The 24368-nt window shown below is 70.9% G+C and carries 17 protein-coding genes and 1 pseudogene; 14 read left to right on the top strand and 4 right to left on the bottom strand.

Annotation, left to right across the window (positions count from 1 at the left end):
* Positions 1-241: 241 nt before the first annotated feature.
* From ACOCEP_RS27095 to ACOCEP_RS27125, 7 genes and pseudogenes are all read left to right on the top strand, one after another.
* Positions 242-7288, top strand: coding sequence for an amino acid adenylation domain-containing protein (locus ACOCEP_RS27095; protein ID WP_482331828.1), 7047 nt, complete (start codon positions 242-244; stop codon positions 7286-7288).
* The gene (locus ACOCEP_RS27100) at positions 7285-8445 is read left to right on the top strand and encodes an FAD-dependent monooxygenase (RefSeq protein WP_482331829.1); all 1161 of its coding nucleotides are present in this window, start codon (positions 7285-7287) and stop codon (positions 8443-8445) included. Before ACOCEP_RS27095 ends, ACOCEP_RS27100 begins: the two co-directional genes overlap by 4 nt.
* Positions 8442-9281 (top strand): SDR family oxidoreductase, encoded by an 840-nt coding sequence (locus ACOCEP_RS27105; protein WP_482331830.1) that lies wholly within the window; start codon positions 8442-8444, stop codon positions 9279-9281. Before ACOCEP_RS27100 ends, ACOCEP_RS27105 begins: the two co-directional genes overlap by 4 nt.
* 63 nt (positions 9282-9344) lie before the next feature.
* A complete protein-coding gene (locus ACOCEP_RS27110; protein WP_482331831.1) occupies positions 9345-10868 on the top strand; it encodes an aldehyde dehydrogenase family protein in 1524 nt (507 codons plus the stop codon).
* A gap of 107 nt (positions 10869-10975) precedes the next feature.
* Entirely contained in the window at positions 10976-12190 is a 1215-nt protein-coding gene (locus ACOCEP_RS27115; protein ID WP_482331833.1) for an MFS transporter, read from the top strand.
* A 117-nt stretch (positions 12191-12307) separates the two neighbouring features.
* A pseudogene (locus ACOCEP_RS27120) lies at positions 12308-12373 on the top strand (TetR family transcriptional regulator); the annotation flags it as partial.
* Positions 12374-12445: 72 nt separating this feature from the next.
* The gene (locus ACOCEP_RS27125) at positions 12446-12817 is read left to right on the top strand and encodes a TetR/AcrR family transcriptional regulator (protein ID WP_482331835.1); all 372 of its coding nucleotides are present in this window, start codon (positions 12446-12448) and stop codon (positions 12815-12817) included.
* Positions 12818-12851: 34 nt separating this feature from the next.
* Here ACOCEP_RS27125 and ACOCEP_RS27130 read toward each other — a convergent pair whose 3' ends face one another.
* Positions 12852-13910 (bottom strand): M20 family metallopeptidase, encoded by a 1059-nt coding sequence (locus ACOCEP_RS27130; protein WP_482331836.1) that lies wholly within the window; start codon positions 13908-13910, stop codon positions 12852-12854.
* Positions 13907-14896, bottom strand: coding sequence for a LacI family DNA-binding transcriptional regulator (locus tag ACOCEP_RS27135; RefSeq protein ID WP_482331837.1), 990 nt, complete (start codon positions 14894-14896; stop codon positions 13907-13909). The genes ACOCEP_RS27130 and ACOCEP_RS27135 overlap by 4 nt, the downstream gene beginning before the upstream one ends.
* Positions 14897-15006: 110 nt before the next feature.
* Between ACOCEP_RS27135 and ACOCEP_RS27140 the strand changes: the two genes are divergently transcribed.
* The 4 genes from ACOCEP_RS27140 to ACOCEP_RS27155 are packed head-to-tail and all read left to right on the top strand — an operon-like array spanning position 15007 to position 18725.
* Positions 15007-15759: a glutamine amidotransferase gene (locus ACOCEP_RS27140; RefSeq protein WP_482331839.1), complete on the top strand. Its 753-nt coding sequence runs from the start codon at positions 15007-15009 to the stop codon at positions 15757-15759.
* 29 nt (positions 15760-15788) lie between these two features.
* Entirely contained in the window at positions 15789-16784 is a 996-nt protein-coding gene (locus ACOCEP_RS27145) for a DMT family transporter (protein WP_482331840.1), read from the top strand.
* Positions 16777-17811 carry a phosphotriesterase family protein gene (locus tag ACOCEP_RS27150; protein ID WP_482331841.1) on the top strand — a complete coding sequence of 345 codons (1035 nt, stop codon included), beginning with the start codon at positions 16777-16779 and terminating at the stop codon, positions 17809-17811. The genes ACOCEP_RS27145 and ACOCEP_RS27150 overlap by 8 nt, the downstream gene beginning before the upstream one ends.
* Entirely contained in the window at positions 17808-18725 is a 918-nt protein-coding gene (locus ACOCEP_RS27155; RefSeq protein ID WP_482331842.1) for a ribokinase, read from the top strand. Before ACOCEP_RS27150 ends, ACOCEP_RS27155 begins: the two co-directional genes overlap by 4 nt.
* A 204-nt stretch (positions 18726-18929) precedes the next feature.
* Here ACOCEP_RS27155 and ACOCEP_RS27160 read toward each other — a convergent pair whose 3' ends face one another.
* On the bottom strand, positions 18930-19169 hold the full coding sequence (locus tag ACOCEP_RS27160; protein ID WP_482331844.1) for a hypothetical protein: 240 nt from the start codon (positions 19167-19169) through the stop codon (positions 18930-18932).
* A gap of 140 nt (positions 19170-19309) precedes the next feature.
* Between ACOCEP_RS27160 and ACOCEP_RS27165 the strand changes: the two genes are divergently transcribed.
* From ACOCEP_RS27165 to ACOCEP_RS27175, 3 genes are all read left to right on the top strand, one after another.
* The gene (locus ACOCEP_RS27165; RefSeq protein ID WP_482331845.1) at positions 19310-19678 is read left to right on the top strand and encodes a YciI family protein; all 369 of its coding nucleotides are present in this window, start codon (positions 19310-19312) and stop codon (positions 19676-19678) included.
* Between the two features lie 72 nt (positions 19679-19750).
* On the top strand, positions 19751-22543 hold the full coding sequence (locus ACOCEP_RS27170) for an AfsR/SARP family transcriptional regulator (RefSeq protein WP_482331846.1): 2793 nt from the start codon (positions 19751-19753) through the stop codon (positions 22541-22543).
* A 226-nt stretch (positions 22544-22769) separates the two neighbouring features.
* Positions 22770-23300, top strand: a complete 531-nt coding sequence (locus ACOCEP_RS27175; RefSeq protein ID WP_482331847.1) for an SRPBCC family protein — start codon at positions 22770-22772, stop codon at positions 23298-23300.
* A gap of 24 nt (positions 23301-23324) precedes the next feature.
* On the opposite strand, the gene ACOCEP_RS27180 is transcribed toward ACOCEP_RS27175, so the two are convergent.
* Positions 23325-24323, bottom strand: coding sequence for a saccharopine dehydrogenase (locus ACOCEP_RS27180; protein WP_482331848.1), 999 nt, complete (start codon positions 24321-24323; stop codon positions 23325-23327).
* Between the last annotated feature and the right edge of the window lie 45 nt (positions 24324-24368).

Consider the following 24368-nt stretch of genomic DNA (forward strand, 5'->3'; position numbering starts at 1 on the left):
CCGAGGCCTTTTGTCCGCAGTGGATACGGCGTCTGCCCGAAAGGGCGGACGCCTTTTTTTCGTTTCCGCCCCGGTATTGTGAGCCGCCTCACGGCCGGGGGTGGTCGACGGTGTAAACCGTTATCGAGATGGCCATTCGCGGCATTCTTCTGGTCGCGGGCATCGAGAAATCCCCGTTCCGGTGACACGCTCTTGAACGGCTCGTCGAATGCATCGTGCCGATTCCCGTAAACCACACCCGATGGGGGATTTCATGCACCTGGCGTTGTCCGCGTATCAACGTGACATCTGGGCGACGGCCGTCAGGCGGCCGGACCACCCGCAGTTCACCGTGGTGATCGCCGAACGGCTGACCGGTCACGTGGACCGGGCGGCGCTGGCGGACCGGGCCAGAGCCGGCCTCGGCAGGCACGAAGCGCTGCGCCTGCGGATCGCGGACCGGGACGGCACACCGGAGCAGTGGGTCGGCCCCGACCTGCCGGAGGTCGGCGTCGTCACCCCACCCGATGGCGCCGACGCCTGGATCGGCGAAGCGGCGCGGACCGCCGTCGCGCTCGACGGTCCGTTGGCCGAGGTCACGGTACTGGCCGACGGCGACGACACGGTACTGGTCGTCAAAGCGCACCACATCGTCGCCGACACCCGGTCGCTGACGCTCTATGTGGACTCCGTGCTGGCCGACCTGGCGGGCACCCCGCAGCCCTCCGCACCGTCCTATGTGGACTTCCTGGCCACGGAGGCGGAGTACCGGGCTTCCGAGGAACACGTCCGGGACCGGCGGGCCCTGTTCGGTGAACTGGCCGACGCCACCCCGGCGCTGTTCAGCCGTGAGGTCGCCGCGGTCGACGGCGGCAGGCACCGGGAACGCCTCGACGCCGGCACCGTCGGCCGCATGCTGGAGCTGGGCGAGTCGCCGTTCTCCTTCTTCACCGCCGCCGTCGCGGTCTACCTGTCCCGGCTGCACCGCGCGGAGGAGGTCGTCGTCGGGGTACCGCTGCTGAACCGGGCCGCGCACGGAACCGAAGAGGTCGTCGGCCAGTTCGCCAACACCTTGCCGCTGCGCCTGTTCGTCCATTCCGGTCAGACCCTGCGCCACCTCGCGGGCGAGGTGCGCGCCGCGACGTCGTTGCTCAAGGACCACGAACGGCTGGCGCTCGGCGACCTGATCCGTGAGCTGCCCGCGGCGGGCGGGCGCACACTCTTCGACGTCACCGTTTCGTACCTGCGTCATCCGGAGCCCGTCGAGATCCCGGGGGTGGGCCGGGCGACCACGCACGCGGCCTCCGCGCACGAGAGCGACGCGCTGGCGATCCATCTGCACACGACGCCGGACGGCGGGATCGACATCGATTTCGCCTTCGCCGCCGACGTCTTCGACGGCGACCTCGCCATCGAGGCCGCCGCGGGCCACGTGCTGTCGCTCCTGCGGCACGGGCTCGCCGAACCGGCCCGGCCGGTCACCGGTCTCGTCATGACCAGCGAGGCCGAGCGCGCCTTCCTCGCCGCGGTGACGGCGGGGCCCTCGGTGGCGCACGACGTCGAGCGCACCGTCGTCGAGCGGTTCGAAGACGTCGTCGATCGGACTCCGGACGCCGTCGCCGTCGCCGGCGCGCTGACCTACGCCGAACTGGACGCACAGGCCAACCAGGTGGCCCGCGGCCTGATCGAGCGCGGTATCGGTCCCGGCGACCGGGTCGCGGTCCTGCACGAGCGCGACCCTCGGCTGATCGTCGCCCTGTACGGGGTGCTCAAGGCGGGCGCGGCCTACGTGCCGATCGACCCGGCCTATCCCGCGGACCGCGTCTCGTTCCTGCTGACCGACAGCGCGGCGAAGGTGACGCTCACCGGGCCGGGGATCGACGTGCCCGGTGTCCCGGTCACCGATCTCCTCCACGGCCCTGCCGCCCGCCCCGGCCGGCAGGCGGGACCGGACGACGTCGCGTACGTCATCTACACCTCGGGCACGACCGGAAACCCCAAGGGGGTGATGGTCGAACACCGATCGGTCGTCAACCGGCTGGCGTGGATGCAGCGCGCGTACCCGATCGGTCCCGGCGACGTCGTCCTGCAGAAGACGCCGACATCGTTCGACGTGTCGGTCTGGGAGTTGTTCTGGTGGGGTATCGAGGGCGCGGCGGTCTCGCTGCTGGCCCCGGGGGCGCAGCGCGATCCGGAGCGGATCATCGCCAGGATCGCCGAGCACCGGGTGACCGTGCTGCATTTCGTCCCGTCGATGTTCGGCCCGTTCCTGCGCGCGATCGGCGATCGGCCCGGCCGGACGGACCTCGGCTCACTGCGGCGGATCTTCTGCAGCGGTGAGGCCCTGCCGCCCGGGCACGTCGAACTCTGCGCGCGGACGCTCGGCCCCGGTGTGCGGCTGGTCAACCTCTACGGGCCGACCGAGGCGACGGTCGACGTGTCCTATCACGACTGCGACACGCTGGCGGTCCGGGCGCCGAAACGGGTCCCGATCGGCAAGCCCATCGACAACACGTCGCTCTACGTCCTCGACCCGCACGGGAACCACCAGCCCGCGGGGCTGCCCGGCGAACTGTGCGTCGCCGGGATCAACCTGGCGCGTGGCTACCTCGATCGCCCCGAACTGACCGACGCGAAGTTCGTCGCCGCGCCCTTCGCGCCCGGCGAGCGGATCTACCGGACCGGAGATCTCGCGCGCCTGCTTTCCGACGGTTCCCTCGAATACCTGGGCAGACTGGACGACCAGGTGAAGATCCGCGGCAACCGGGTCGAACTGGGCGAGGTGCGCGACGCGCTCGCCGCGCTGGCCGGGGTGCGCGAGGCGGTCGTCATCGACCGGACGGACGAGGTCAAGGGCACCCATCTCGTCGGGTACTACGTGTCCGGCGACGGCGCCGAGATCGCGCCCGCGACTCTCCGCGCGGGACTGGCCGAGTCGCTGCCCGACTACATGATCCCGTCCCGCTTCCTCCGGATCGATCGGATCCCGTTGACGCCCAACGGAAAGACGAACCGACGGGCGCTGCCCGAGCCCGGCGCCGTCACCGTCGGCTCCAGTGAACCGTCCAGCCCGGTCGAGGCCGTGCTGGCGGAGGTGTGGGCCGACGTGCTCGGGGTCCCCTCGGTCGGAGTGCGGGACAACTACTTCGTCCTCGGCGGGGATTCGATCCTCATGCTGCGGGTCCGTGCCGAGGCCGGGAAACGGGGAGTGCGGTTCTCGCTCAGCGACCTGTTGCGCAACCCGACCGTCGCCGATCTCGCCTCGGTCGCCGGGACGGGAGCGGACACGGCGGACCCCGGCACCGCTCCGTTCGCCCTCGTGTCCAAAGTGGACAGGAGCAGACTGGCGGGCGCCGACGACGCCTTCCCGGTGACCAGGTTGCAGCTCGGCATGCTGTTCCACAGCCGCAGGAACGAACGATCGGCCCTCTACCGGGACGTCTTCCGGTACGGCTTCGAGCTCGAATGGTCCGAGCCGGAGTTCGTCACCGCGGTCGAGCGGGTCGTGGCCCGGCATCCGGCGTTGCGGTCCTCGTTCGCCCTCGCCGGTCACGCCGAGCCGCTGCAGGTGGTGCATCCGTCGGTGAGCGGCACCCTGGAGATCGTCGACCTGCGTGAGCACACCGCGAAAGCCGCGGAGGCCGAGATCGCCCGGCATATCGAGGAACGGCGGTTCCACGACTACCGGTTCGACGTCCCCGGCCTCTATCTGTTCCGCGTGCACCTGCTGCAGGATTCGGTCGAACTCGTGGTCAGCTTCCACCACGCCGTCCTCGACGGCGGAAGCATGGCGAACGTCCTGCGCGAGATCGTCCAGGGTTATCTGCACGGCATCGGCAAGGACATCCCGGCCGTCCCGGAGCCGGAGCTGCCCTCGCCCGCCGAGTACGCGCAGGCCGAGCGCGCCGCCCTCGAGTCCGAAGTGGACGCGGCGTACTGGGCGGCGGTGCTCGACGACGCGCCGAGGACGAGGCTGGAGCCGACCGCGCAGATGACCGGCCCGGGAGACGGCGGCTTCTTCACCAACCGGCTGGACATCGACGGCAGGCTGACCTCCGCGGTCCGGGGTTTCGCCGCGGAGCACGCGGTGCCGGTGAAATCGGTGCTGTTCGCCGCGCATTGCCTGGCACTGCGGCTGTTCACCGGTTCCCCGGAGATCGTCACCGGTCTGGTGACACACGGAAGGCCGGAGCGGGCCCATGCCGAACGCGTGGTCGGTCTCTTCCTCAACACGCTGCCCACCAGGGTCGACACCGGCGGGACCTGGCTGGACGCCGTCCGCGCCGCGTTCCGCCGGGAACAGGACGACCATCCGCACCGTCGTTACCCGCTCAGCGCGATCCAGGACGGCCAGGGCGGCGAGCCGGTGTTCGACACCGCGTTCAATTACGTCCACTTCCATGTGCTGGAGCCGTTGTACACCACCGACGGGGTGCTGCTGCGCGAGTTCCGCACCTGGGAACAGACCGAGTTCACCCTGCTCGTCAACGCGTTCACCGATCCCGGTGATCGCAGCCTGTACCTGCGGCTGGACTACGACGGCGCGTCGATCACCCCGGCGCAGGCGGCGCTTTTCGAGCAGGCGTACGCCGGCGTGCTGGAACGGATCGTCGAGTTCCCGTACGAGGAGGCCGGTTTCGACTTCCTGGCCGAGGCGGGCTCGCCGCGAACCGCGCCGGCCGCCGCGCCGGAGGACACCGTCGCGCGCTGGTTCGTCGAGCGGGCGGAGGACCACCCCGGCGCGATCGCGCTGATCGACGGCGGCGAAGAGTGGACCTACCGGCGGCTCCACGAGAGCGCCGCGTCCATCGCGGGCGGTCTGCTCGCCGCGGGCCTTCGCCGCGGCGCGCCGGTCGGTATCGCGCTGCCGAGGTCCGCCGGACTGGTCGCCGCCGTGCTCGGTGTGGCCCTGGCAGGCGGCGCGAGTCTCCCGCTGGACGTCGGCTACCCGGAGGGCAGGCTGGCCGCCATGGTGCGGCAGGCCGCGCCCGTCGCGGTCATCACCGGGCCGGAGCACGCGCGGATCGCGGGTGAGACACCGGTACTGGACGTCGACGCGCTGCTGGCGACGCCGCCCGCGGCCGAACTCGAGGGCCCGGTGCCCGAGAGCACCGCGTACGTGCTGTTCACCTCCGGCTCGACCGGGGAGCCTAAGGGGGTGGCGATGCCGCACCGCTCACTGGCGAACCTGGTGGCCTGGCAGAACAGCCGGCCGTCGGGCGCCGTCGGCGGGCGGACCCTGCAATTCGCTCCGCTGAGTTTCGACGTCTCCTTCCAGGAGGTGTTCTCCACCCTCTGCGGCGGGGGCACGCTCGTCCTGGTCGACGAGGACACCCGGCGCGATCTGCCCGGCCTGCTGCGGCTCATCGACGGCGAGCGCGTCGAGCGGATCTACCTGCCGTACGTCGCCCTGCAGCAGCTCGCCGAAACCGCGGTCACCCTCGGCATCGTCCCTTCGGCGCTTAAGGTGATCAACTCTTCGGGCGAACAGCTGCGCGTCACCGAATCCATCCGCGGGTTCTGCGCCGGCCTCCCGGGGGTCGTCGTGGAGAACCAGTACGGCCCGACCGAGTCGCATGTCGTCACCGCCTCGACCTTGACCGGTGATCCGGCGCGCTTCCCGGCGCTGCCGCCGATCGGCACGGCGGTGGCCGGATCCGAGGTCTTGGTGCTGGACGAACGGAGGCGGCCGGTCCCGCCCGGCGCGAAGGGGGAGATCCACCTCGGCGGTGTCTGCCTCGCCGACGGGTACGTCGGGAGGCCGGACCTGACCGACGAGCGGTTCGTGCCCCATCCGCTGCGCGCGGGGGAGCGGCTCTACCGCACGGGCGATCTCGGGATCGTGCTGCCGGACGGGGCCGTGGCCTGCCTGGGCCGGGCGGACAGCCAGGTCAAGGTGCGCGGGTTCCGCGTCGAGCCGGCGGAGGTGGAGTTCGCCATCGCCAAGGCGGGCGGCGACGCGGTGCACGACGTCGCGGTGGTCGCGATTCGCCGCGACGCTACCGACGCCCACCTGGTGGCCTTCCTCGTCGGCACCGAGGACGCCGACCTCACCGCGCATATCCGCAAGGAGCTGCGGGCCACGCTGCCCGATCACCTGATCCCGGGCCAGGTGCAGTGGATCGACGCGCTTCCGCTCACCCCCAGCGGCAAACGGGACGACCGCGCCCTGCGCGCGACACCCTTGCGGACGGTCCGGACGGAGCCGCCGGTCGCGCCCCGTGACGACTACGAACGTGTCCTGCTCGGCATGGTCGAGGAACTGCTGCGAGTACCGGGGATCGGCGTGCGCGACGACGTGTTCGCGCTCGGCGGCACGTCGCTGACCGCGATGCGGCTCGTCGTCCTGATCGAACGCCGGTATGGCGTGTCGGTCCCGCTCGGCTCGTTCGTCGCCGCGCCGACCGTCGCCGACCTGGCCGCGCTGCTGCGCACCGGCGGCGCACGGGCCGAATACGACCCGCTGGTCCCGATCAACCGTGGCGACGGCCGTCCGCTGTTCCTCGTCCATCCCATGGGCGGCAACGTGCTCTGCTATCTCCCGCTGGCCCGCCACCTGCCCGCCGGCCTGCCGGTCTACGGGCTCCAGGCGGCGGGGACCGACCCGGGCAGCGAACCGATCGACTCGGTCGAGCGCATCGCCGCGGCCTACGTCACGGCGATCCGCCGGGTGCAGCCGAACGGCCCGTATTCGATCGGAGGCTGGTCCTTCGGCGGGTTCGTGTCCTTCGAAGTGGCAAGGCAATTGAGGGAGGCGGGGGAGGAGATCGCCGATCTGCTCCTGATCGACTCGATCGCCCCGTCGGACGACGGCCGGTCCGAAGCGGATCCGGACGCGTTGATCCGCTGGTTCTTCTGGGAACTGCTCTGGCTGGAGCACGGCGGCGCCGCCCCGGTCACCACCATCCCGGAGGACCTGACCGGCGACGAGAAGTTCGCCTTCATCGCCGACCTCGCGGTCGACGCCGGAGTCCTGCCACCGGGCAGCACGGGCGCGCTGGTGCGCAGGCTGTTCACGATGTTCGCGGCCCACTGGGAGGCGTTGCGGAACTACCGGCCGCCGGTGGTGGACCAGGACATGACCCTCCTGCACGCGACCGGCCCGCTTCCGCCGGTCCTCGCGCCGATGCACGACACCTTGGGAACGCAGCACCGCGATCCCGGCAATGGCTGGACCCGGTGGACCGGCGGGCACCTCGACATCGTCGACGTGCCGGGCGACCACCTCGATCTGATGGAGGAACCCAACGTGCGGTACGTCGCCAAGGTCATCGCTCGCGCGCTCGACCACGCGGAGGTGGGGAAGTGACCACCGCGATCGTCGTCGGCGCCGGTATCGGCGGATTGACCGCGGGCATCGCCCTGCGCCGCCTCGGCATCGACGCCACCGTGTACGAACGTGCGCCCGAGCTGCTGGCCGCCGGATCCGGCCTGTCGGTCATGAGCAACGCCGTCGCCGCGCTGGACGGCCTCGGCATCGACCTCGGCCTGGAGAAACGGGGCGCGGTGGTCCGCCGCTTCGAGATCCGTACCGCCGGGGGCGGTCTCATGCGCGACATGCCGTTCGCGGAGATCTGCGACGAGTTCGGCGCCCCCAGCGTGTGCATCAGCCGGACCGAACTGCAGGGCGCGCTGCTCGACGCGTTCGACACCGGCGCGCTGCGGCTGGGCCGTACCGTCACCGGCTACCGCCACGAGGACGGCGGCGTGGTGGTCGAGTTCGACGACGGCGAGACCGTCGCCGCGGACCTCCTCATCGGCGCGGACGGCTTCAACTCCGTGGTGCGCAAGCGGATCGCGGGTCCGGAGGTGGCCAGGGACAGCGGCTATGTCTGCTGGCTGGCGCTCACCGGCTACCGGCACCCGAAGGTGACTCCCGGCTACATCGGGCACTACTGGGGTGCCGGCAGGCGATTCGGCCTGGTCGACGTCGGCAGCCGGATCTACTGGTGGGGCACGCTCAACATGCCGGCCGAGCGGTCGGCGGACTGGCGTGGCGACCGTGGCGACGTCGAGCGCGTCTTCGAGGGATGGGCGCCGGAGGTGACCGCGACCATCACCCGCACCGACGGCGACGACATCATCGCGGTGCCGAGCCGGGACCGTGCCTTCCTCGAATCGTGGGGAGACGGGCCGGTCACGCTGCTCGGCGACGCGGCCCATCCGATGCTGACCAGCCTCGGCCAGGGTGCGTGCATGGCCATCGAGGACGCCGTCGTCCTCGCGCATTCGGTGGCCTCGGCCGAGACCCCGGTGGCCGGGCTGCGCCGCTACGAGGACGCGCGGCGTGAACGGACCAGGGCGATGGTCGCGAACTCCCGGGCGATCAGCGACATGGAACAGATCGAGCCGCCCCTGCGCCGGTTCTACCGGTACCTGTACATGCGCGGTATCCCGCGTTCGGTGCTGGTGAAACGGGCGCGGGCGACGCTGGCCTTCCCCGGCCTGGAAGCGGTGGCGTCGTGACCGGGGCGGTGGTCGTGACCGGGGCATCGTCCGGGCTGGGCAGGCAGGCCGTGCTCACCCTCGCCAGGAAGGGCCACGTCGTGGTGGCCGGCGTGCGCCGGCTGCCGGACGGCGAGTCGGTGGCCGCGGAAGCGCCCGCGGGGTCGGTGATCCCGGTGCACCTCGACGTCACCGACGAGGCGTCGCTGGTGCTGGCGGCCAAGACCGTCGGCGAACGGGCGGGCGGTGCCAAGGCGTTGGTGAACAACGCGGGCATCTGTGTGTCCGCACCGGTGGAATGCGTGCCCGCCGACCGGCTCCGGGATCAGCTGGAGACGAACGTCCTCGGCCAGGTCGCGGTCACCCAGGCGTTCCTGCCGCAGTTGCGGGAGGCAAGGGGGCGGGTGGTCAACGTGACCTCCGGTCTCGGCAGCCTGGTGGTGCCCTACCTCGGTCCGTACGCGATGGCCCAGTTCGCCAAGGAGGCCATGAGCGACGCGTTGCGCCGTGAGCTGGCCCCTTGGGGGATAAGCGTTTCGGTGGTGCAGCCCGGTGCGATCCTGACCCCGATCTGGGGCAAGCTCGCCGACACGTCGGGATCGGTCCTCGACGGCTCGCCCCGCGGCGGCCATTACCGGGTCCCCTTCGAACGGTTCCTCAAGGCGAACGAAGCGGGCGCCCGCGCCAGCACCACTTCGGCGAACGATTTCGCCGAAGCCGTGCTGCACGCGCTGACCGCACGCCGTCCGCGTACCCGCTACCGCGTCGGCAAGGACTCCCGGGCGGCCGCCCGCCTCGCCCGCCTGCTCCCGGACCGGTTGCTCGACCGCCGGTTCACCGCGCTGACCCGCCCGTGAAGCCAGGCCGCGGCCGTTCGTCCCCCAGGCACGGCCGCGGCCTTCCCACCGTCGAGGACACCCATGACCGCCACGCTCGTCGAACGGGCCATCGCCGAGATGGCCACCCGAAACCGTTATTGGACACCGTTTTCCGAGGACGTCTCCCTGTTCGATTCGGGGGACGGGCGGTTCCGGGCGCTGCTCGGCTCGCCTTTCGACCTCGGCCAGCCGGGTGCGATCGGCACCGTCGGCGGTGAACGGTCCCCGTACGGTTTCGACCTCGGGATCACCTATCCGCGCCTGGATCCCGACGTCCTGCTGCCCGCGATGCGGGCCGCCGTCCCCGGCTGGGCGAACGCGGGGATCGAGGTGCGATCCCAGGTCTGCGAACGGATCGTGCTCGCGCTGGAGGAGTTGTCCGGGGATCTGGCGCACGCCGCGATGCACGCGAGCGGGCACGGGACCCTGATGGCCTGGCACGGGACGCGGCACGCGCTGGACCGGGCGCTGGAGGCGGTCGCCATGGCGACCGTCGAGCAGACCCGGGTGCCCAGGAACGTGGTCTGGACCAAGGCGGGCATCTCGCTGGCGAAGTCGTTCCGCGCCGTGCCGCGCGGGATCGGGCTGGTGCACGGTTGCGACGTCTTCCCGCTGTGGAACGGTTTCCCGCCGTTGTTCGCCTCCTTGGCCACGGGTAACGCCGTCGTGCTCACCCCGCATCCCGGCGCGATCCTTCCGCTGGCGCTGGTGGTGCGGACCGCTCGCTCGGTGCTGGAACGAAGCGGCTTCTCCCCGGACCTGGTGTGCCTGGCCCCGGGGGACGACCTGAGCGGCCACCCGCTCGTGTCCATGGTGGACGGTGCGGGGACGGCGGTGCCGCGCACCGGCCGCTACCACAGCCATGGCGCCACCCCGTTGGTCATCGAGGCCACCGGCGACTACCGCGGCCTGATCCGGAACACGGCCACCTCGCTCTGCCTCTACAGTGGACAGTTGCCCGCCTCGATCCGGACGGTGGTGCTCCCGGTGACCGGCGTCGAAACCGGCTCGGGCGTCCTCGCCCCGGACCGGGTGATCGCGGACCTGATCGCCGGGATCGGCGCGATCGTCGCCGAAGAGGACTCCGCGGCGTATCTGCTCGGCGCGCTGGTGGATCCCTCGAGTGACGAGATCGATCCGGCCGAAGACGTCCTTCTGGCGCCCGGCCCGGTGCGGCACCCCGGCTTCCCGCGGGCCCGGGTCCGCTCGCCCGGCCTGGTGCGGGTCGGCCAGGACCGGGCCGCCGACCGGCCGGGCAAACCGGGACCGGTCTTCCAGGTCACCGTCGCCGACGATCCGGTCGAGGTGGCGCGCGAGATCGTCGAGCGGCAGGGCGCGTACGTCATCGGGACACACACCCGGCGCCACGAGGTGTGGGAGGCGCTCGGGGCCGACCTGGGCGTCTCCGTCACGGCGAACCTCACCGGCGACTGGTTCCTCAGTCAGTCGGCGGTCTACTCCGACTTCCACGGCGCGGCGTCGCCCGCCGCCAACGCCACTTTCTGCGACTCCGCCTACGTCGCCGACCGGTTTCGCTGGATACAGCTCTCCCGGCAGATCGAGTGACCTGCGTCACTTCCTCCTTGACGTGACCGGTCGAGGTGAGCTGTAGAATCTCTAACGTTCGTTCAAGTTCCTGGTCCGTCTCGGCCTCACACCACGAAGGATCCGTCATGGCTAACCCGTACCGCGAACTGTTCGCGGCCCGAGGGTCCCTGGCTTTCACCGCGGCCGGCTTCGTCGCCCGCGTCGCGATGCCGATGGTCGGCATCGGCATCATCACCATGCTTTCCCAGCTTCGCGGCGACTACACGCTCGCCGGAGCCGTCTCGGCCTGTTTCACGCTGTCCATGGCCCTGCTCGGCCCGCAGGTGTCACGGCTGATCGACCGTCGCGGTCAGAGCCGGATCCTCTTGCCCGCCACCGGGATCAGCGTCGCCGCGCTCGGCGGGCTGCTCCTGGCGACCAGCTACGGGGCTCCCGCCTGGCTGCTGTTCGTCTTCGCCGTCCCGGCGGGCTGCATCCCGAACATGGCGGCCATGATCCGGGCCCGCTGGTCGGTGATCTTCCGTGATTCGCCCCGGCTGCACACCGCCTTCTCGTTCGAGTCCGTGGTCGACGAAATGACCTTCGTGATCGGCCCGGCGCTTTCGGTCGCCTTGTGCACCACCCTGTTCCCGCAGGCGGGCCCGCTGCTCGCCGCCGTCCTGCTCTTGATCGGTGGCCTGCTGTTCACCGCACAGCGCTCGACCGAACCCCCGGTGCACGACGCGGCCGCTTCCGGCAACGGCACGGTGATCAAGTCGCCGTCGGTGCTCGTGCTGGTGCTCGCGCTCGTCGCGGGCGGGACGATCGTCGGCACCGTGGACGTCGTCAGCGTCGCGTTCGCCGAACAGCAGGGGAGCCCGGCCGCGGCCGGGATCGTCGTCTCCGTCTACGCGGTCGGCTCCGCCGTGTCGGGTCTGCTGTTCGGCACGCTCAACCTCACCGTGCCGCTGCCGCGGCTGCTCCTGCTCGGCGTCACCGGCACCGCGATCACCACGCTGCCGCTGCTCGTCGTCTCCGGTATCACGGGACTCGCCGTCGCGATCTTCTTCGCGGGTGTGTTCTTCGCGCCGACGATGATCGTGATCATGACGCTGGTGGAGAAGATCGTCCCGGCCGCCGCCCTGACCGAGGGGATGACGTGGGCCATCACCGGGCTGAACGTCGGTGTCGCGGCGGGCGCGGCCATCTCCGGTGGCGTCGTCGACACGGCGGGCGCCGAGGCGGGCTTCTACGTCGCCCTGGTCGCCGGTCTTCTCGCGGTGGTCATCGGGCTGGCGGGCTATCCGCTGCTCACCAAGGCGATCGCCACCGGCGAGGAGAAGCCGGTCCCCGCGGTGTGACTGGGTATCGTTGGGCCCGCACAGGTCGGACGAGGAGGTGTTCCACTGGACGAGACGACCACCGACGGGCGCCGGCTCAAGGGCGAACGGCGGAAACGTGAGCTGATCGACGCGACCCTGCGCGTAGTCGCCCGTGACGGGGTCGCCGGGGTCAGCCACCGCAGTGTCGCCAGGGAAGCCGGACAGCCGTTCACCTCGGCCTCCTACTACTTCAGCAGCATCCAGGAACTGCTCAGGGCCGCGCTCACCGGCTGCATGGACACCGACGCCGCTCGGATGCAGGCGCTCGCGGAGGCCACCGACGACGGCGCGGACGGCCTTCGCGCACTGGCCGAACTGCTCGCGCGAGTCGTCCGCGAGACCGGTCCGCTGCTCGCCGAGTACGAGCTGTACCTGCTCGCCGCCAAGGACACCTCCCTCCGCGCCGCGACCAACCGCTGGCTGGCCGCGGTCGCGGACTTCGCCGCCCGCTACACCGCCGATCCCACCCGAGTGCAGGTTTTCGTCGGCGCCATCGACGGACTGCTTCTGCAGGCTCTCCTGACCGACGATCCGCCCACGCCGGACGATTTCGAACGGATGCTTCGGTTCCTGCTGCCCGAGCGGGCGATCTCCCAGCCGTCCTGAGATGTTCCACCGGGCAGGAGTACACAGTGGACGGTCAGCGCGCGGCGGACAGGGCCAGCCGTAGATAATCGCGCGAGGACTGGCGCCAGGATTCCAGCTCCAGCTTTTCGTTGGCCGCGTGCATCTGCCGGGGATCCCCCGGACCCCAGATCACGATCGGGGCTCCGCCCACCGACCCGGCCAAAGCCGAGGCGTCGGTGAAATAGGTGGCGGCGGACGCGGTGGTCTGGCCGGCGAGCAGCTCGGGCAGGCGGGCGGTCCGGACGGCGGGCAGATCGAGGTCGACCTCCGCGATGACGGCCGGGTCGAGCGAGGAAGCCCAGGCGATCGCCGGCGCTCCACCGTCCACAGTGCGCACATCCAGCGTCAGAACGGCCGACGCGGGCACGATGTTCGTCGCGGTCCCGCCCTCGAAGGTGCCGACGTTGACGGTTTCCTCGCCCAGGTAGTCGTCGGCGGCCAGCGGGAGGGAATCGAGTGCGCCGAGAGCCCGGTCGGCGAGCAACCTGATCGCGTTGCGGCCGAGCCGGGGTGTGGAGCCGTGCGCTGCCTTTCCGTTCGCGGTGAGGCGAAGCCAGGTGGCGCCGCGGTGCCCGAGCGCGACGTGGTTCCGGGTCGCTTCCGGTACCACGACGATCCGCGGCGTCAAGTCCAGCGAGGCCGAAGCCTCGGTCGCGCCGAGGCAGCCGATCTCTTCGTCGCTGGTGATGAGGACCTGTGCGCAGGCACCGGCTTCCACGGCGTTGCGCAACGCGGCCAGCGCGGCGACCAGCCCGCCCTTCATGTCGACGCTGCCGCGGCCGTGCAGGAACTCTTCGTCGACGTCCGCGGAGAACGGGGCGCGTTCCCACAGTGCGGGGGAGCCGACGGGGACGGTGTCGATATGACACACGAACAACGCCCCGTCGCCGGAATGGCTGCCGAGCAGCACCCACGGCCGCCCGGTGGTGGAGCGGCGCAGCACGCGTACGCCCGCGGTCGCGGTGGCGTAGGCGACGGCCAGCTCCTGCGCGGCGGACTGCGCGGCGCTGTCGCCGGAGGTGGTGTCGCGGCGCACCAGCTCGCGCAGCAACGCGAGGGCTTCGTCGGTCATGCGGGGTGCTCCTGGGTCGATTCGCGGACGACGAGTCGCATAGAGAGCACGTGGTCGGCGGGGGCGCGGCCGGCCGCGAGGCGGGTGATCTCGTCGACCGCTTTGCGGGCCATCTGTTCCGTCGGCTGCGCGACCGTGGTCAGCCGCGGCGAGGTCCATTCGCCGAGGGTGATGCCGTCGCAGCCGATCACCGACAGGTCTCCCGGCACCGCCACCCCGGCGCGCCGGGCCGCTTCGAGCAGGCCGACCGCCGCGATGTCGCTGGCGGTGAACACGGCCGTCGGCACCGCGCCGGCTCGCGCCATATGGGCGAAGAAGTTCATGCCGAACGCCGAGCTGAAGGCGCCGCGCACGATCATCGACTCGTCCACCTCGACCCCGTGGGTCTTCATGGCCGCCCGGTAGCCGGCCTCCCGCTGGTCGGCCGTACGCAGCCCGGCCGGCCCGCCGACGTGGGCGATCCGCCGGTGGCCCAGGGAGATCAGGTGGGTGGTCGCCTGGTAGGCGCCACCGAAACCGTTCGCGGTGACGTGCGCGATCCGCGGGCCGGTGGCTTCGACGTACTCGTCGAGGAAGACCACCGGGAAATCGCCTGCCAGCCTGCTCGCGAAGGCTTCGTTGGTGTTGTTCATCCCCAGGTAGACCAGTCCGCCCACGTCCGGCACCCGCATCAGGCGCTCGACGGCGGCGCGCTCCCGCAGCGGCGATGAGCCGGTGAGCGTCGTGAGGACGTCCATGCCGTCCGCCGCGGCGGCGTCGACCACCGCGTCCGCCAGCGTGGAGAAGTACGGGTTGTCCAGCGACGGGACCACCAGGCCGAGGCTGAGGCCGGTCACCTGTTTCCGGACGGGCGGATGCCCCAGGGCCGACAGCGCGGTGTCGATGCGCCGGGCCGTCTCGGGGGCGACGTTGAGCTCTCCCTTGACGTATCTCGACACGGTCGACACGGCCACTCCGGCCTCGCGGGCCACCTTCGCCAGCGACATCCGGCTCCTCCCCGTTGAGCGTTGACGGCGACTGCGACGCATCCTATATTGGCCGCGTTGCGCTATGTTGCGCAACTTACGCTAAGCCCTTTCGCTCGAAGGAGTCGTCGATGGTCAAGGTCCTGCTAGCCGGGGAGTCGTGGGTCAGTGCGACGATCGACCACAAGGGATACGACCCGTTCGCGCACACGCAGGTGGAGATCGGGTGCGAGCGGCTGCTGGCGGCGCTGGCGGCGGAAGGGGTCGAGGTGACTCACCTGCGTTCGCACGACGTCGCCGAGAAATTCCCGCGGACGCTGGAGGAACTCGACGCCTACGACGTCGTCCTGCTCTCCGACATCGGCTCCAACACGCTGCTGCTGCATCCGGACACCTTCACCCGCGGCCGCCCGACGCCCAACCGGCTCAAACTGCTGCGCGAGTGGGTCACGAACGGCGGCGGCCTGATGATGGCCGGCGGCTACCTGAGCTTCCAGGGCTTCGAGGGCAAGGCCAACTATCACCGGACGCCGATCGAGGAGATCCTCCCGGTCGACATCGACCCGTACGACGACCGCGTCGAGACACCGGAGGGCGTCCGCGCCCAGGTCGTGCGGCCCGGCCACCCGGTGGTCGACGGTCTGGACCAGGAGTGGCCGATCCTGCTGGGCTACCAGCACACCACGCTGAAGCCGGACGCCGAGCTGCTCGCCACCGTCGAAGGCGACGTGATGCTGGCCGCGCGCCAGGTCGGCCGCGGCCGCACGCTCGCGTTCACCTCGGACATCTCCCCGCACTGGGCCCCGGAGGAGTTCATGGACTGGGACGGCTACGGCAAGCTCTTCGCGCAGGCGACGACCTGGCTCGCCGGTCGCGAAAACTGAGCCGCGCACTCGGGATCAAGGAGGATTCGATGAGTACGTCACCCACCGGCCGCGCGGCTTCCGTCGTCGTCTTGACGATCGCGACCGTCTTCGCCGGAATGCTCGGCCCGTTGCAGTCGCTCGTCAACGGACACCTCGGTACCGCGCTCGCCGACGGGCACGCCGCCGCGCTGGTGTCCTTCGGCACCGGCCTGGTGCTGATGCTGATCATCGTGCTGGCGCGCACCCGGACGCGCGACGCGTTCTTCCGGCTGCCCGGTCAGCTGGCGCGCGGCGAGATCCCGCGGTGGAACTTCTTCGCCGGTCTGTGCGGCGCGGTGATCGTGCTCTCCGAGGGTGTCACGGTGGGTTTCCTCGGGGTGGCGATCTTCCAGACCTCGCTGATCTCCGGCATGGTCATCTCCGGCGTGGTGTGCGACCGCCTCGGCATCGGCGTGCCGTTCAAACAGGCGATGAGCGCGCCGCGTGTGGCCGGGGCGATCCTGGCCATCTGCGCCACGGTGCTGGTGGTGTCCCCGAACTGGTCCGCCCCGCACATGATCGCGCTGGCGATCATGCCGTTCGTCGGCGGCCTGCTCGCCGGCTGGCAGCCCGCCGGCAACTCCGAGGTCGGCCTGCTGTCCGGCTCGATGTTCGTGTCCATCACCTGGAACTTCCTCATCGGCTTCGTGGCGCTGGGTCTGGTGTACGTGGTGCGGATGGCGGTCTCGGGTGCGCACTTCGCATTGCCGGGCACCTGGTGGATGTACCTCGGCGGACCGCTCGGCCTGATGTCGATCGCGTTGATGGCCTTGCTGGTGCGTGGCCTCGGACTTTTGTTGCTGGGACTCGCTTCCACGGCCGGGCAGCTCATCGGATCGCTGCTGCTCGAAGTCGTCGCTCCCGCGGCGGGGTCCAGCCTGCACCTGGTCACCGTCATCGGCGCGGTGGTGGCGCTGGCGGCCGCGGCGATCGCGATGATCCCCTCCCGGCACACGGCCGAACCGGCGGTGCCGGCTCAGCCCGCCGAGGTGAGCCGTGGCTGAGGTGCGCGGTGTCCTCGGCGCGGTCGACGCGGCGGAGCTCGGGCTGGTGCTGCCGCACGAGCACCTCTTCAACGACCTGTCCTCCGCGGTCGCCGAACCCTCCTATGTCTCCACGCGGCGGCTCGCCGAGGCGGAAGTGGGGCCGGGGTGGCAATTCCTGCTCCGCCAGGATCCCTACTGCTGCGCCGACAACGTGGCGGCGAAGGACCGGGAGAGCGTCGTGCGCGAGGTGACCGCCTTCGCCGCGGCGGGCGGTGGCACGCTGGTCGACGCGACCGGAAGTGCGGCGATCGGCCGGGATCCGCTCGCCTTGGCGGCGGTCGCCGAGGCCACCGGGGTCACCATCGTCATGGGCACCGGCGCGTACCTGGAGAAGTTCGAGGGAGAGCGCATCACCGCGGTCACCGTCGACGCGCAGGCCGAGCTCATCCTCGCCGAACTGGACGAGGGCGTCGGCGAGACGGGGATCCGCGCCGGTGTCATCGGCGAGGTCGGTGTTTCACCGTTCTTCACCGACGGGGAGCGGGCCTCGTTGCGGGCCGCCGCGCTCGCGCAGGCGGAGCGGCCGTCCGTGGGGCTGAACATCCACCTGCCGGGGTGGCAGCGCCGAGGGCACGAAGTGCTCGACCTCGTGCTGGAGGAATGCGGTGCGCTTCCAGGCAAAGTCGCGCTGGCGCACAGCGATCCGTCCGGTGAGGACCCGGGATATCAACGCGAGCTTCTCCAACGCGGTGTGCTGCTGGAGTTCGACATGATCGGACTCGACATCTCGTTCCCCGGCGAAGGCGTCGCTCCGACGGTTTCCCAGACCGCCCGCGCCGTGGCGAGGTGGGTGCGCGAAGGCTTCGGGGACCAGATCATGCTGTCGCACGACCTGTTCCTGAAACAGATGTGGACGCTCAACGGCGGGAACGGGCTCGTCTTCGTGCCGACCATCTTCGCCGATCTGCTCGAAGCCGAAGGCGTCGCGGCCGAAGCCGTGGCCCGGCTGATGCGAGACGTCCCGGCCCGGTGGCTGACCGCATGAGCCGCGCGATAGCGGTGGTCGCGTCGCTCAACGTCGATCACATCGTCAAGACGCCGCGCATCCCGGAGCCGGGGGAGACCCTGATGGGCCTCTCGACGCACCGGGAGCTGGGCGGGAAAGGCGGCAACCAAGCGGTCGCCGCCGCCCGGCTCGGCGCGGAGGTGGCCGTGATCGGCTGCGTCGGCCAGGACGAGGACGGCGACGAGTACCTGGAAGCCCTGCGCGCCGAAGGGATGGACGTGACCCACGTGCGCAGGTCCGCGCTGCCCACCGGCCGAGCGGCGATCACCGTCGACGCGAAGGGTGCCAACTCGATCGTCGTCGTGTCCGGGGCGAACGCCGACATACCGGCGGCCGCGGCCGAAGCGGCGATCGAGGAACTGCCGGGGCTCCGGGTCGTCGCGGGCCAACTGGAAGCGGCGCCCGAAGCGACGGAACGCGCTTTCGCGGCCGCTCGCGTGCGTGGCGTGCTGACCGTGCTCAACACCGCGCCCGCCGGCGACGTGGCCGGGAAACTGGTGCCGCTCAGCGACGTGGTGGTGTCGAACGAGATCGAGTTCCGTCAGCTCACCGGTCAGGATCCGTTCGACGGCAACGGTTTGCGGCGCGGGGGTGCCGAACTGTTCGCCACGGGATGCCGGTGGGTGATCGTGACACTGGGCGCCGAGGGCTGTGCCGTCCTCGACGAGTCGTCGTCCACCCGCGTCCCGGCCGTCGCGGTACGGGCCGTGGACACCACCGCCGCGGGAGATTCGTTCGTCGGAGCGCTCGCCGCGCGGCTCGCGGAGGTTCCCGGTGAGCCGGCCACCGCGGACGTGGTGGCGGCTTGCCGTTTCGCGGCGAAAGTGGCCGCCGTCGTCGTGACGCGGCACGGAGCGCATCCGTCCCTGCCTGTCTTGGCCGAGATAGGCTGATCCCCGCTGGAGCGCTGTCCGAGAGCCGCCGGCCCGGCGGGTGAGTATCCGCTGACGATCGCTGAAGCGTGGGGTATCCGCATCCGGCACCGCGGAAAGGAAACCCGGGTTCATCCCACCGCCTACGCCGCCCCGACGGCCACGCTGGTCGGTGATGTCAGGACGGGCGCCGCCGCGGCGGATGGCCGCGAAACGGCAGTCTGATCACTCGCCGACAGTCACGGTCGCACAGTCCGCGACACCCAGCTCGGACAGCACCGCCCGCAGCCGTTCCAAGGCCGCGGTGGGGTCCGAGCCCGGCACGATCTCGAGGTCGAGATGGCACCTGCCCAGGCCGCCGCCCGCGCCGGTGACCTCGCCGTCGAGTTCGAACGCCGCCACCAGAGCCTCCTCGACCTCGTCGCGGTCGATCGGCAGCCCCACGAAGACGATCTCGACGAACACCGTGATCCTTCCTCCTTGCCCGGCGAACTGTACTGGCCGGAATCAGCAGGCGTTCGCCGGATATCGGTCACGATGACCGATGCGGGGGCGGGGTGGCGCGGCATAGCGTTTCGGGTATCACCGACGACGAGGAGACGATGATGACGAAGTACTTTCTGAGCCTGCCCCACGACTCCGCCGAGGAGCCGACGATGGAGAACATGGATCCGGCGGAGCTGCAGGAGATCATGGCCGCGGTGGGTGCGTTCAACACCGCGATCGAGGAGGCGGGCGCGTTCGTGACCGCCGGTGGTCTGCAGCCGCCGTCGACCGCGACGACGGTGGACTACTCCGGTGACAGCCCGGTGCTGACCCCGGGCCCGTTCGTGGAGGCCAAGGAGTATCTCGGTGGCTTCTGGATCATCGAGGCCGAGAACGACGATGTCGCGATCGAATGGGCCAAGCAGGCCTCGCGTGCGCTGCGCAGCAGGGTCGAGGTGCGGGCCCTTCAGGAGGAACCCGGCGCCTGACGGGAGGTTCCCGAGGCTGACGCTCGACCAGCCGATCGGAGAACATCTTTCGGTGCGACGCGGGGGGCGGTCATGGGGAAGAGGGAAGCGGCGGCTCGGCGTTTGCGGATCAGGGTGCTGGGGCCGTTCGAGGTGGAGACGGCCGCCGGGCCGGTGGACGTGGGCGGGCGGCAGCGGGTGTTGCTGGCGTCGCTGGCGTTTTCGGTGAACCAGGTCGTTCCGCTGTGGAGGCTGATCGACCATGTCTGGGGTGAGGAGTCGCCGCTGGACGTGCGCAACGGGCTCCAGACGTTGGTGAGCCGGTTGCGGCGGAGTCTCGGAGCGGACTTCATCGAGACGACCGAGGGCGGGTATCTGTTGCGGGCCGAGGCCGCCGAGCTCGACCTGCTCGAACTGCGTGAGCTGGTCGACGCGGCGGCCGTCGCGGCACGGGAGGGGGACACCGGGCGGGAGTACGCGTTGCTCGAGTCGGCGGTCCGGTTGTGGCGTGGGGATCCGTTGCAGGACGTCGCGTCGCCGGGCCTGCGGGCGGAGGCGGGGCCGAAGGTCGCCGAGCTGTGGTACGCCGCCCGCGAGCGGATGCTGGACGTCGATCTGGACCGCGGTCACGGGCAGGAGGTGATCGCCGATCTGTGGGACCTCACCGCCCGGCATCCGCTCCGCGAGTCGTTGTGGGCCAGGTTGATGCTGGCGCTGCACCAGGCGGGGCGGCGGGCCGACGCGCTGGACGCCTACCAGCAGGTATCCGAGCTGGTGCGGAGCCGGCTCGGGCTCGACGTGGGGCGCGCCCTCGCCGACCTGCACCAGGCCATCCTGCTCGACGACGAAACCCTCAAGGGCGAGCAGGCGACCGCGGCACGGGTTCCCCGCCAGTTGCCGGGTGACGTGCGCGGGTTCGTGGGGCGTGGCGACGAGCTGGCGGGTTTGGACCGGCTGGTGAGCGAGGCGGGCGGCGGCCCGGTCGTGATCTCCGCGGTCGACGGGGCGGCCGGTATCGGGAAGACGACCTTGGCCGTGCACTGGGCTCATCAGGTCGTGCCGCGGTTCCCGGACGGTCAGTTGTATCTGAATCTTCGTGGTTACGGCCCCAGCGTGCCGGTCGATCCGGCGGACGCGCTGGACGTGCTGCTGCGTTCGCTGGGGGTGCCGCCGGAGCGTGTCCCGGCGGATGCCGAGGAACGGGCCGCGCTCTGGCGTACCGAGTCGGCGATGCGCCGGGTGCTGGTCGTGCTGGACAACGCTCGTGACAGCGCACAGGTGCGGCCGTTGTTGCCCGGCGGGGGGTCGGTGGTGGTGACCAGCCGCCGCAAGCTTCGTGGGCTGTCGGCGCGGGAGGGGGCGCGGCACGTCACCCTGGGGTTGCTCTCGACGGCCGAGGGACTGGAGTTGTTCACCGATCAGGTCGGCCCGGAGCGGGTGGCGGCGGAGCCGGACGCGGCGGCGGCGATCGTGGAGTTGTGCGCGCGGCTGCCGTTAGCGTTGCGGCTGGCCGCCGACCATGCCGCCCGGCATCCGGAGTGGCCGCTGTCGTCGCTGCGGGACGAGCTGGCCGGCCAGCGTGGGCTGGAGGTGCTGTCGGTCGACGACGATCGCGACAGTGACCTGCGTTCGCTGTTCGACTGGTCCTACGACGCGCTCGACCCTCAGGCGGCCAAGGTGTTCGCCGTGCTGGGCCTGTTTCCCGGAGACAGTGTCGGCAGGCACGTGGTCGCCGCGCTGGCCGCGATCCCGACGGCGCACGCGGGCGCCGCGCTCGGGCGGCTGGCTGAGGTCAGCATGCTCCAGCAGCGGTTGCCCGACCGGTTCGAGCTGCACGATCTGCTGCGGCAGTACGCGCGGGACAAGGCGGCGGCACTGCCCGGCGCGTCGGCGGCGGTCGCCAGGATGGTGGCGCACTACGTGCTCACCGCGGAAAAGGCACGTGGTCACCTCAGCGGTACTCCACACCGGATGCCGATCGCCCCCGCCGGTCCCGACGTGCCGGTGGCCGACTTCCCGGATCATCACGCCGCGGCGGCCTGGTTCGACCGGGAGATCGACACGATCGCCAAGCTGGTCCTCGGTGCGGACGAGCACGGCCTGCACGTCCAGGCCGCGGTGCTGTTCCAGCTGTCCTGGCAGTACCTCTATCTGCGCGGGCGGTGGAGGCGGCTGGTCGAGCTGGGGGAGGCCGCGATTCGCGGCGCGGCCATCGCGGGGGACCGGTTCCTGCAGGCGAAATGCTTCAACGGGGTGAGCACGGGTTACGGCCGGGTCTTCGAGCGCGACAGGCAGATGGCCTACTGCCACGCGGCGCTCGAGGTTTTCCGCGAGCTGGGTGACCGCGCCGAACAGGGCACCTCGCTGCTCAACCTGGGATCCGCCCTCAACGGGCAGCGCCGGTTCGCCGAGGCGGTCGAGCCGCTGAGCGAGGCCGTTCGTTTGTACGAAGCCGGCGGTGAGGACCTGTCCGCCGCGATGGCGCTCAACAATCTCGCCGACTCGCTCGTCGGGCTCGGCCGCTTCGAGGAGGCGCGTGGCCCCGCCGAGCGAGCGCTCGCCACGTTCCGCGAGGGAGAGGAACCCTCGCGGATCGTCGCCGGCCTGGAGACCATCGCCGCGGTGGAAGCGGGATCGGGTGATCACCGCACCGCCGCCGCGACCTTTCGGGAGGCGATCGACCTCGTCGAAGAGGTCCACGTGACCCGATCCGCGGTGCCGCTGCGGGTGGGACTGGGGCACGCGCTGCTCGCGCTCGGCGACGTCGAGCAAGCACGCCGGGTCTGGCGAGACGCCTACGACCGGTGCCTTCGCGACGGCGACGACGGTTCCGCCGCCGAGATCCGGGCCCTTCTCGTCGCGCACGTCCACCCCGAGCCGCGGTAACCGCATCGGGTGACAGCGCCGCGCAACCGCCACGACAGCGGCAGTCGCGCCACCCGCCTTAGTGTCCTGCCCGAGCGAAAGGAGGTGTCATGCGCGCAGGACGTGACTACTGACCGGGTTCCGATCGTCGCGGTATCGCCGCGGTGGTCATGCCGGCTGGAGAGGGCCGCCTGGGCGGGAAACCCCCAGGTATCGAACGATCCCGCCTGGGCGGCCACTCACGATCATGGCGATCCGCCGCGGCCTCGTCCGGACCACCCCGGCCAGACTCGGTGCCGTTTCGCGGGGGAGCCGCGGGGTACTCGGATTCATGACCGAATACCGGCACACCGCGACCATCGAGATGCCCGCCGCGGACCTGTTCGCCTACCTGCGAGAGCCGCGAAACCTGCCTCACTACTTCCCGCAAATGAGCCGCGCCGAGCCTGAGGGCGGTGAGGCCGTGCACGTCGAAGCCGACGTCCACGGTGAGCATGTGGAAGGCGAGGCGTGGCTGAAGATCGACGAGGCCGACCGTTCCCTGCGCTGGGGAGCCCAAGGACCGCATGACTATCAGGGGGAATTGTCGATCGAGGAAGCCGGTCCCGCGGCGTCCCGCCTCACGGTGGCACTGCACAGCGTCCGGGACGCGGACGACGGGACGGTGCAGCGCGGGCTCGAGGAGACCATTGCCGCGCTGGCGCACACCGTGACCGCCGATTCCGATGTGGACGCCGCCGAAAAAGAAGGAGGCTGGGCCGGGCACCGGGATTCGTGACCACGTCGCCGTCCGGACTCGAGCTCACGCGTCGATGAAGAGTGTGCCCGCGCCGGCGAGCCGTTCGACCGCGTGGTCCGGTTCGAGCAAGGTCTCCGGGGTGTAGAGGCCGGGCGAGACCGCTTCCCCACGCAGGCCGAGCAACCGTTCGATCCCCATGGCGAGGCCGAGCGAAGTCAGCGGACGCTGACCGTGCGGGTGGACCAGGTACCGGCTGACGCTCAGCGGGGCACCCGATGGGCCCGCCCCGTCGAGATCGATCCGGACCTCGACCGACGGACCTTCGCCCCGGCGCGACCCCGCGGATTCACCGACCGCGAAGGCGAATTCGACGTTCGGCGCGCCCGTCGCGAGCGCCAGGCTGGTCACGTCGAGGATCGGGACGTTCTGGCCGGTGACCGTGGTGCCGTCGAGGCTGCGCAACTCCACCCGGGCGTCGGCCGCGCCGGACCAGGCGAACACGCCGTCGCGCCGCCCGTACCCAGCCGAGGTGACCTCCGCCCAGCGCGCCAGGTCCGCGAGTCCCGCGGGCCCGCCCGCGTCGTTCTCGTCGAGGATCGCGCCGATCCGGATCGTGTCGACCCGTCGGAACTCCGCGGCCCACGCCAAGGCCGTGAGAGTGATGACGCCCGCGGCCCAGTGGCTGGCCATCAGCACGGGCGCGGCCGCCGGGCGCTGCGCGGTGGCGACGACCTCCGGCGCGACGTCGATCATGCCGCTGGACAGGCTGACGTAGGGCACGCCGTGGTCCTGGGCGAAACGCAGCCCGTTCAGCCTGCTGTCCCACAACGTCGCGACCACCGCCGCGTACTCCCGGCCGGTGGTCAGGCCGAGATCACCGCGGGCGAGATCGACGGTCACCGCGGTGGCGCCCAGTTCGCCGGCCACCTTCCGCGCACGTTCCGGATTCCGGCCCGCGATGGTCAACGGCAGCTCCGGGTACCGGCTTCGTAGAAGTCCGGCGGTGTCCGAGCCCGCCTGTCCCGTCCCGCCCAAGAGCAGAACCGATCCTCGCTGTCCCATGCCGTCCCCTTCGATCCCGGTAACCTACATTTTGTAACTTACACG

The sequence above is a fragment of the Amycolatopsis sp. CA-211722 genome (assembly GCF_056828465.1).

What these genes read in the sequence shown, in the direction of transcription:
- ACOCEP_RS27115 (WP_482331833.1), top strand. Translation starts at nt 10,976, where the DNA reads ATGGCTAACCCGTACCGCGAACTGTTCGCGGCCCGAGGGTCCCTGGCT.
- ACOCEP_RS27130 (WP_482331836.1), bottom strand. Translation starts at nt 13,910, where the DNA reads ATGACCGACGAAGCCCTCGCGTTGCTGCGCGAGCTGGTGCGCCGCGAC.
- ACOCEP_RS27110 (WP_482331831.1), top strand. Translation starts at nt 9,345, where the DNA reads ATGACCGCCACGCTCGTCGAACGGGCCATCGCCGAGATGGCCACCCGA.
- ACOCEP_RS27135 (WP_482331837.1), bottom strand. Translation starts at nt 14,896, where the DNA reads ATGTCGCTGGCGAAGGTGGCCCGCGAGGCCGGAGTGGCCGTGTCGACC.
- ACOCEP_RS27140 (WP_482331839.1), top strand. Translation starts at nt 15,007, where the DNA reads ATGGTCAAGGTCCTGCTAGCCGGGGAGTCGTGGGTCAGTGCGACGATC.
- ACOCEP_RS27155 (WP_482331842.1), top strand. Translation starts at nt 17,808, where the DNA reads ATGAGCCGCGCGATAGCGGTGGTCGCGTCGCTCAACGTCGATCACATC.
- ACOCEP_RS27180 (WP_482331848.1), bottom strand. Translation starts at nt 24,323, where the DNA reads ATGGGACAGCGAGGATCGGTTCTGCTCTTGGGCGGGACGGGACAGGCG.
- ACOCEP_RS27170 (WP_482331846.1), top strand. Translation starts at nt 19,751, where the DNA reads ATGGGGAAGAGGGAAGCGGCGGCTCGGCGTTTGCGGATCAGGGTGCTG.
- ACOCEP_RS27165 (WP_482331845.1), top strand. Translation starts at nt 19,310, where the DNA reads ATGACGAAGTACTTTCTGAGCCTGCCCCACGACTCCGCCGAGGAGCCG.
- ACOCEP_RS27095 (WP_482331828.1), top strand. Translation starts at nt 242, where the DNA reads ATGGGGGATTTCATGCACCTGGCGTTGTCCGCGTATCAACGTGACATC.
- ACOCEP_RS27125 (WP_482331835.1), top strand. Translation starts at nt 12,446, where the DNA reads ATGGACACCGACGCCGCTCGGATGCAGGCGCTCGCGGAGGCCACCGAC.
- ACOCEP_RS27175 (WP_482331847.1), top strand. Translation starts at nt 22,770, where the DNA reads ATGGCGATCCGCCGCGGCCTCGTCCGGACCACCCCGGCCAGACTCGGT.
- ACOCEP_RS27145 (WP_482331840.1), top strand. Translation starts at nt 15,789, where the DNA reads ATGAGTACGTCACCCACCGGCCGCGCGGCTTCCGTCGTCGTCTTGACG.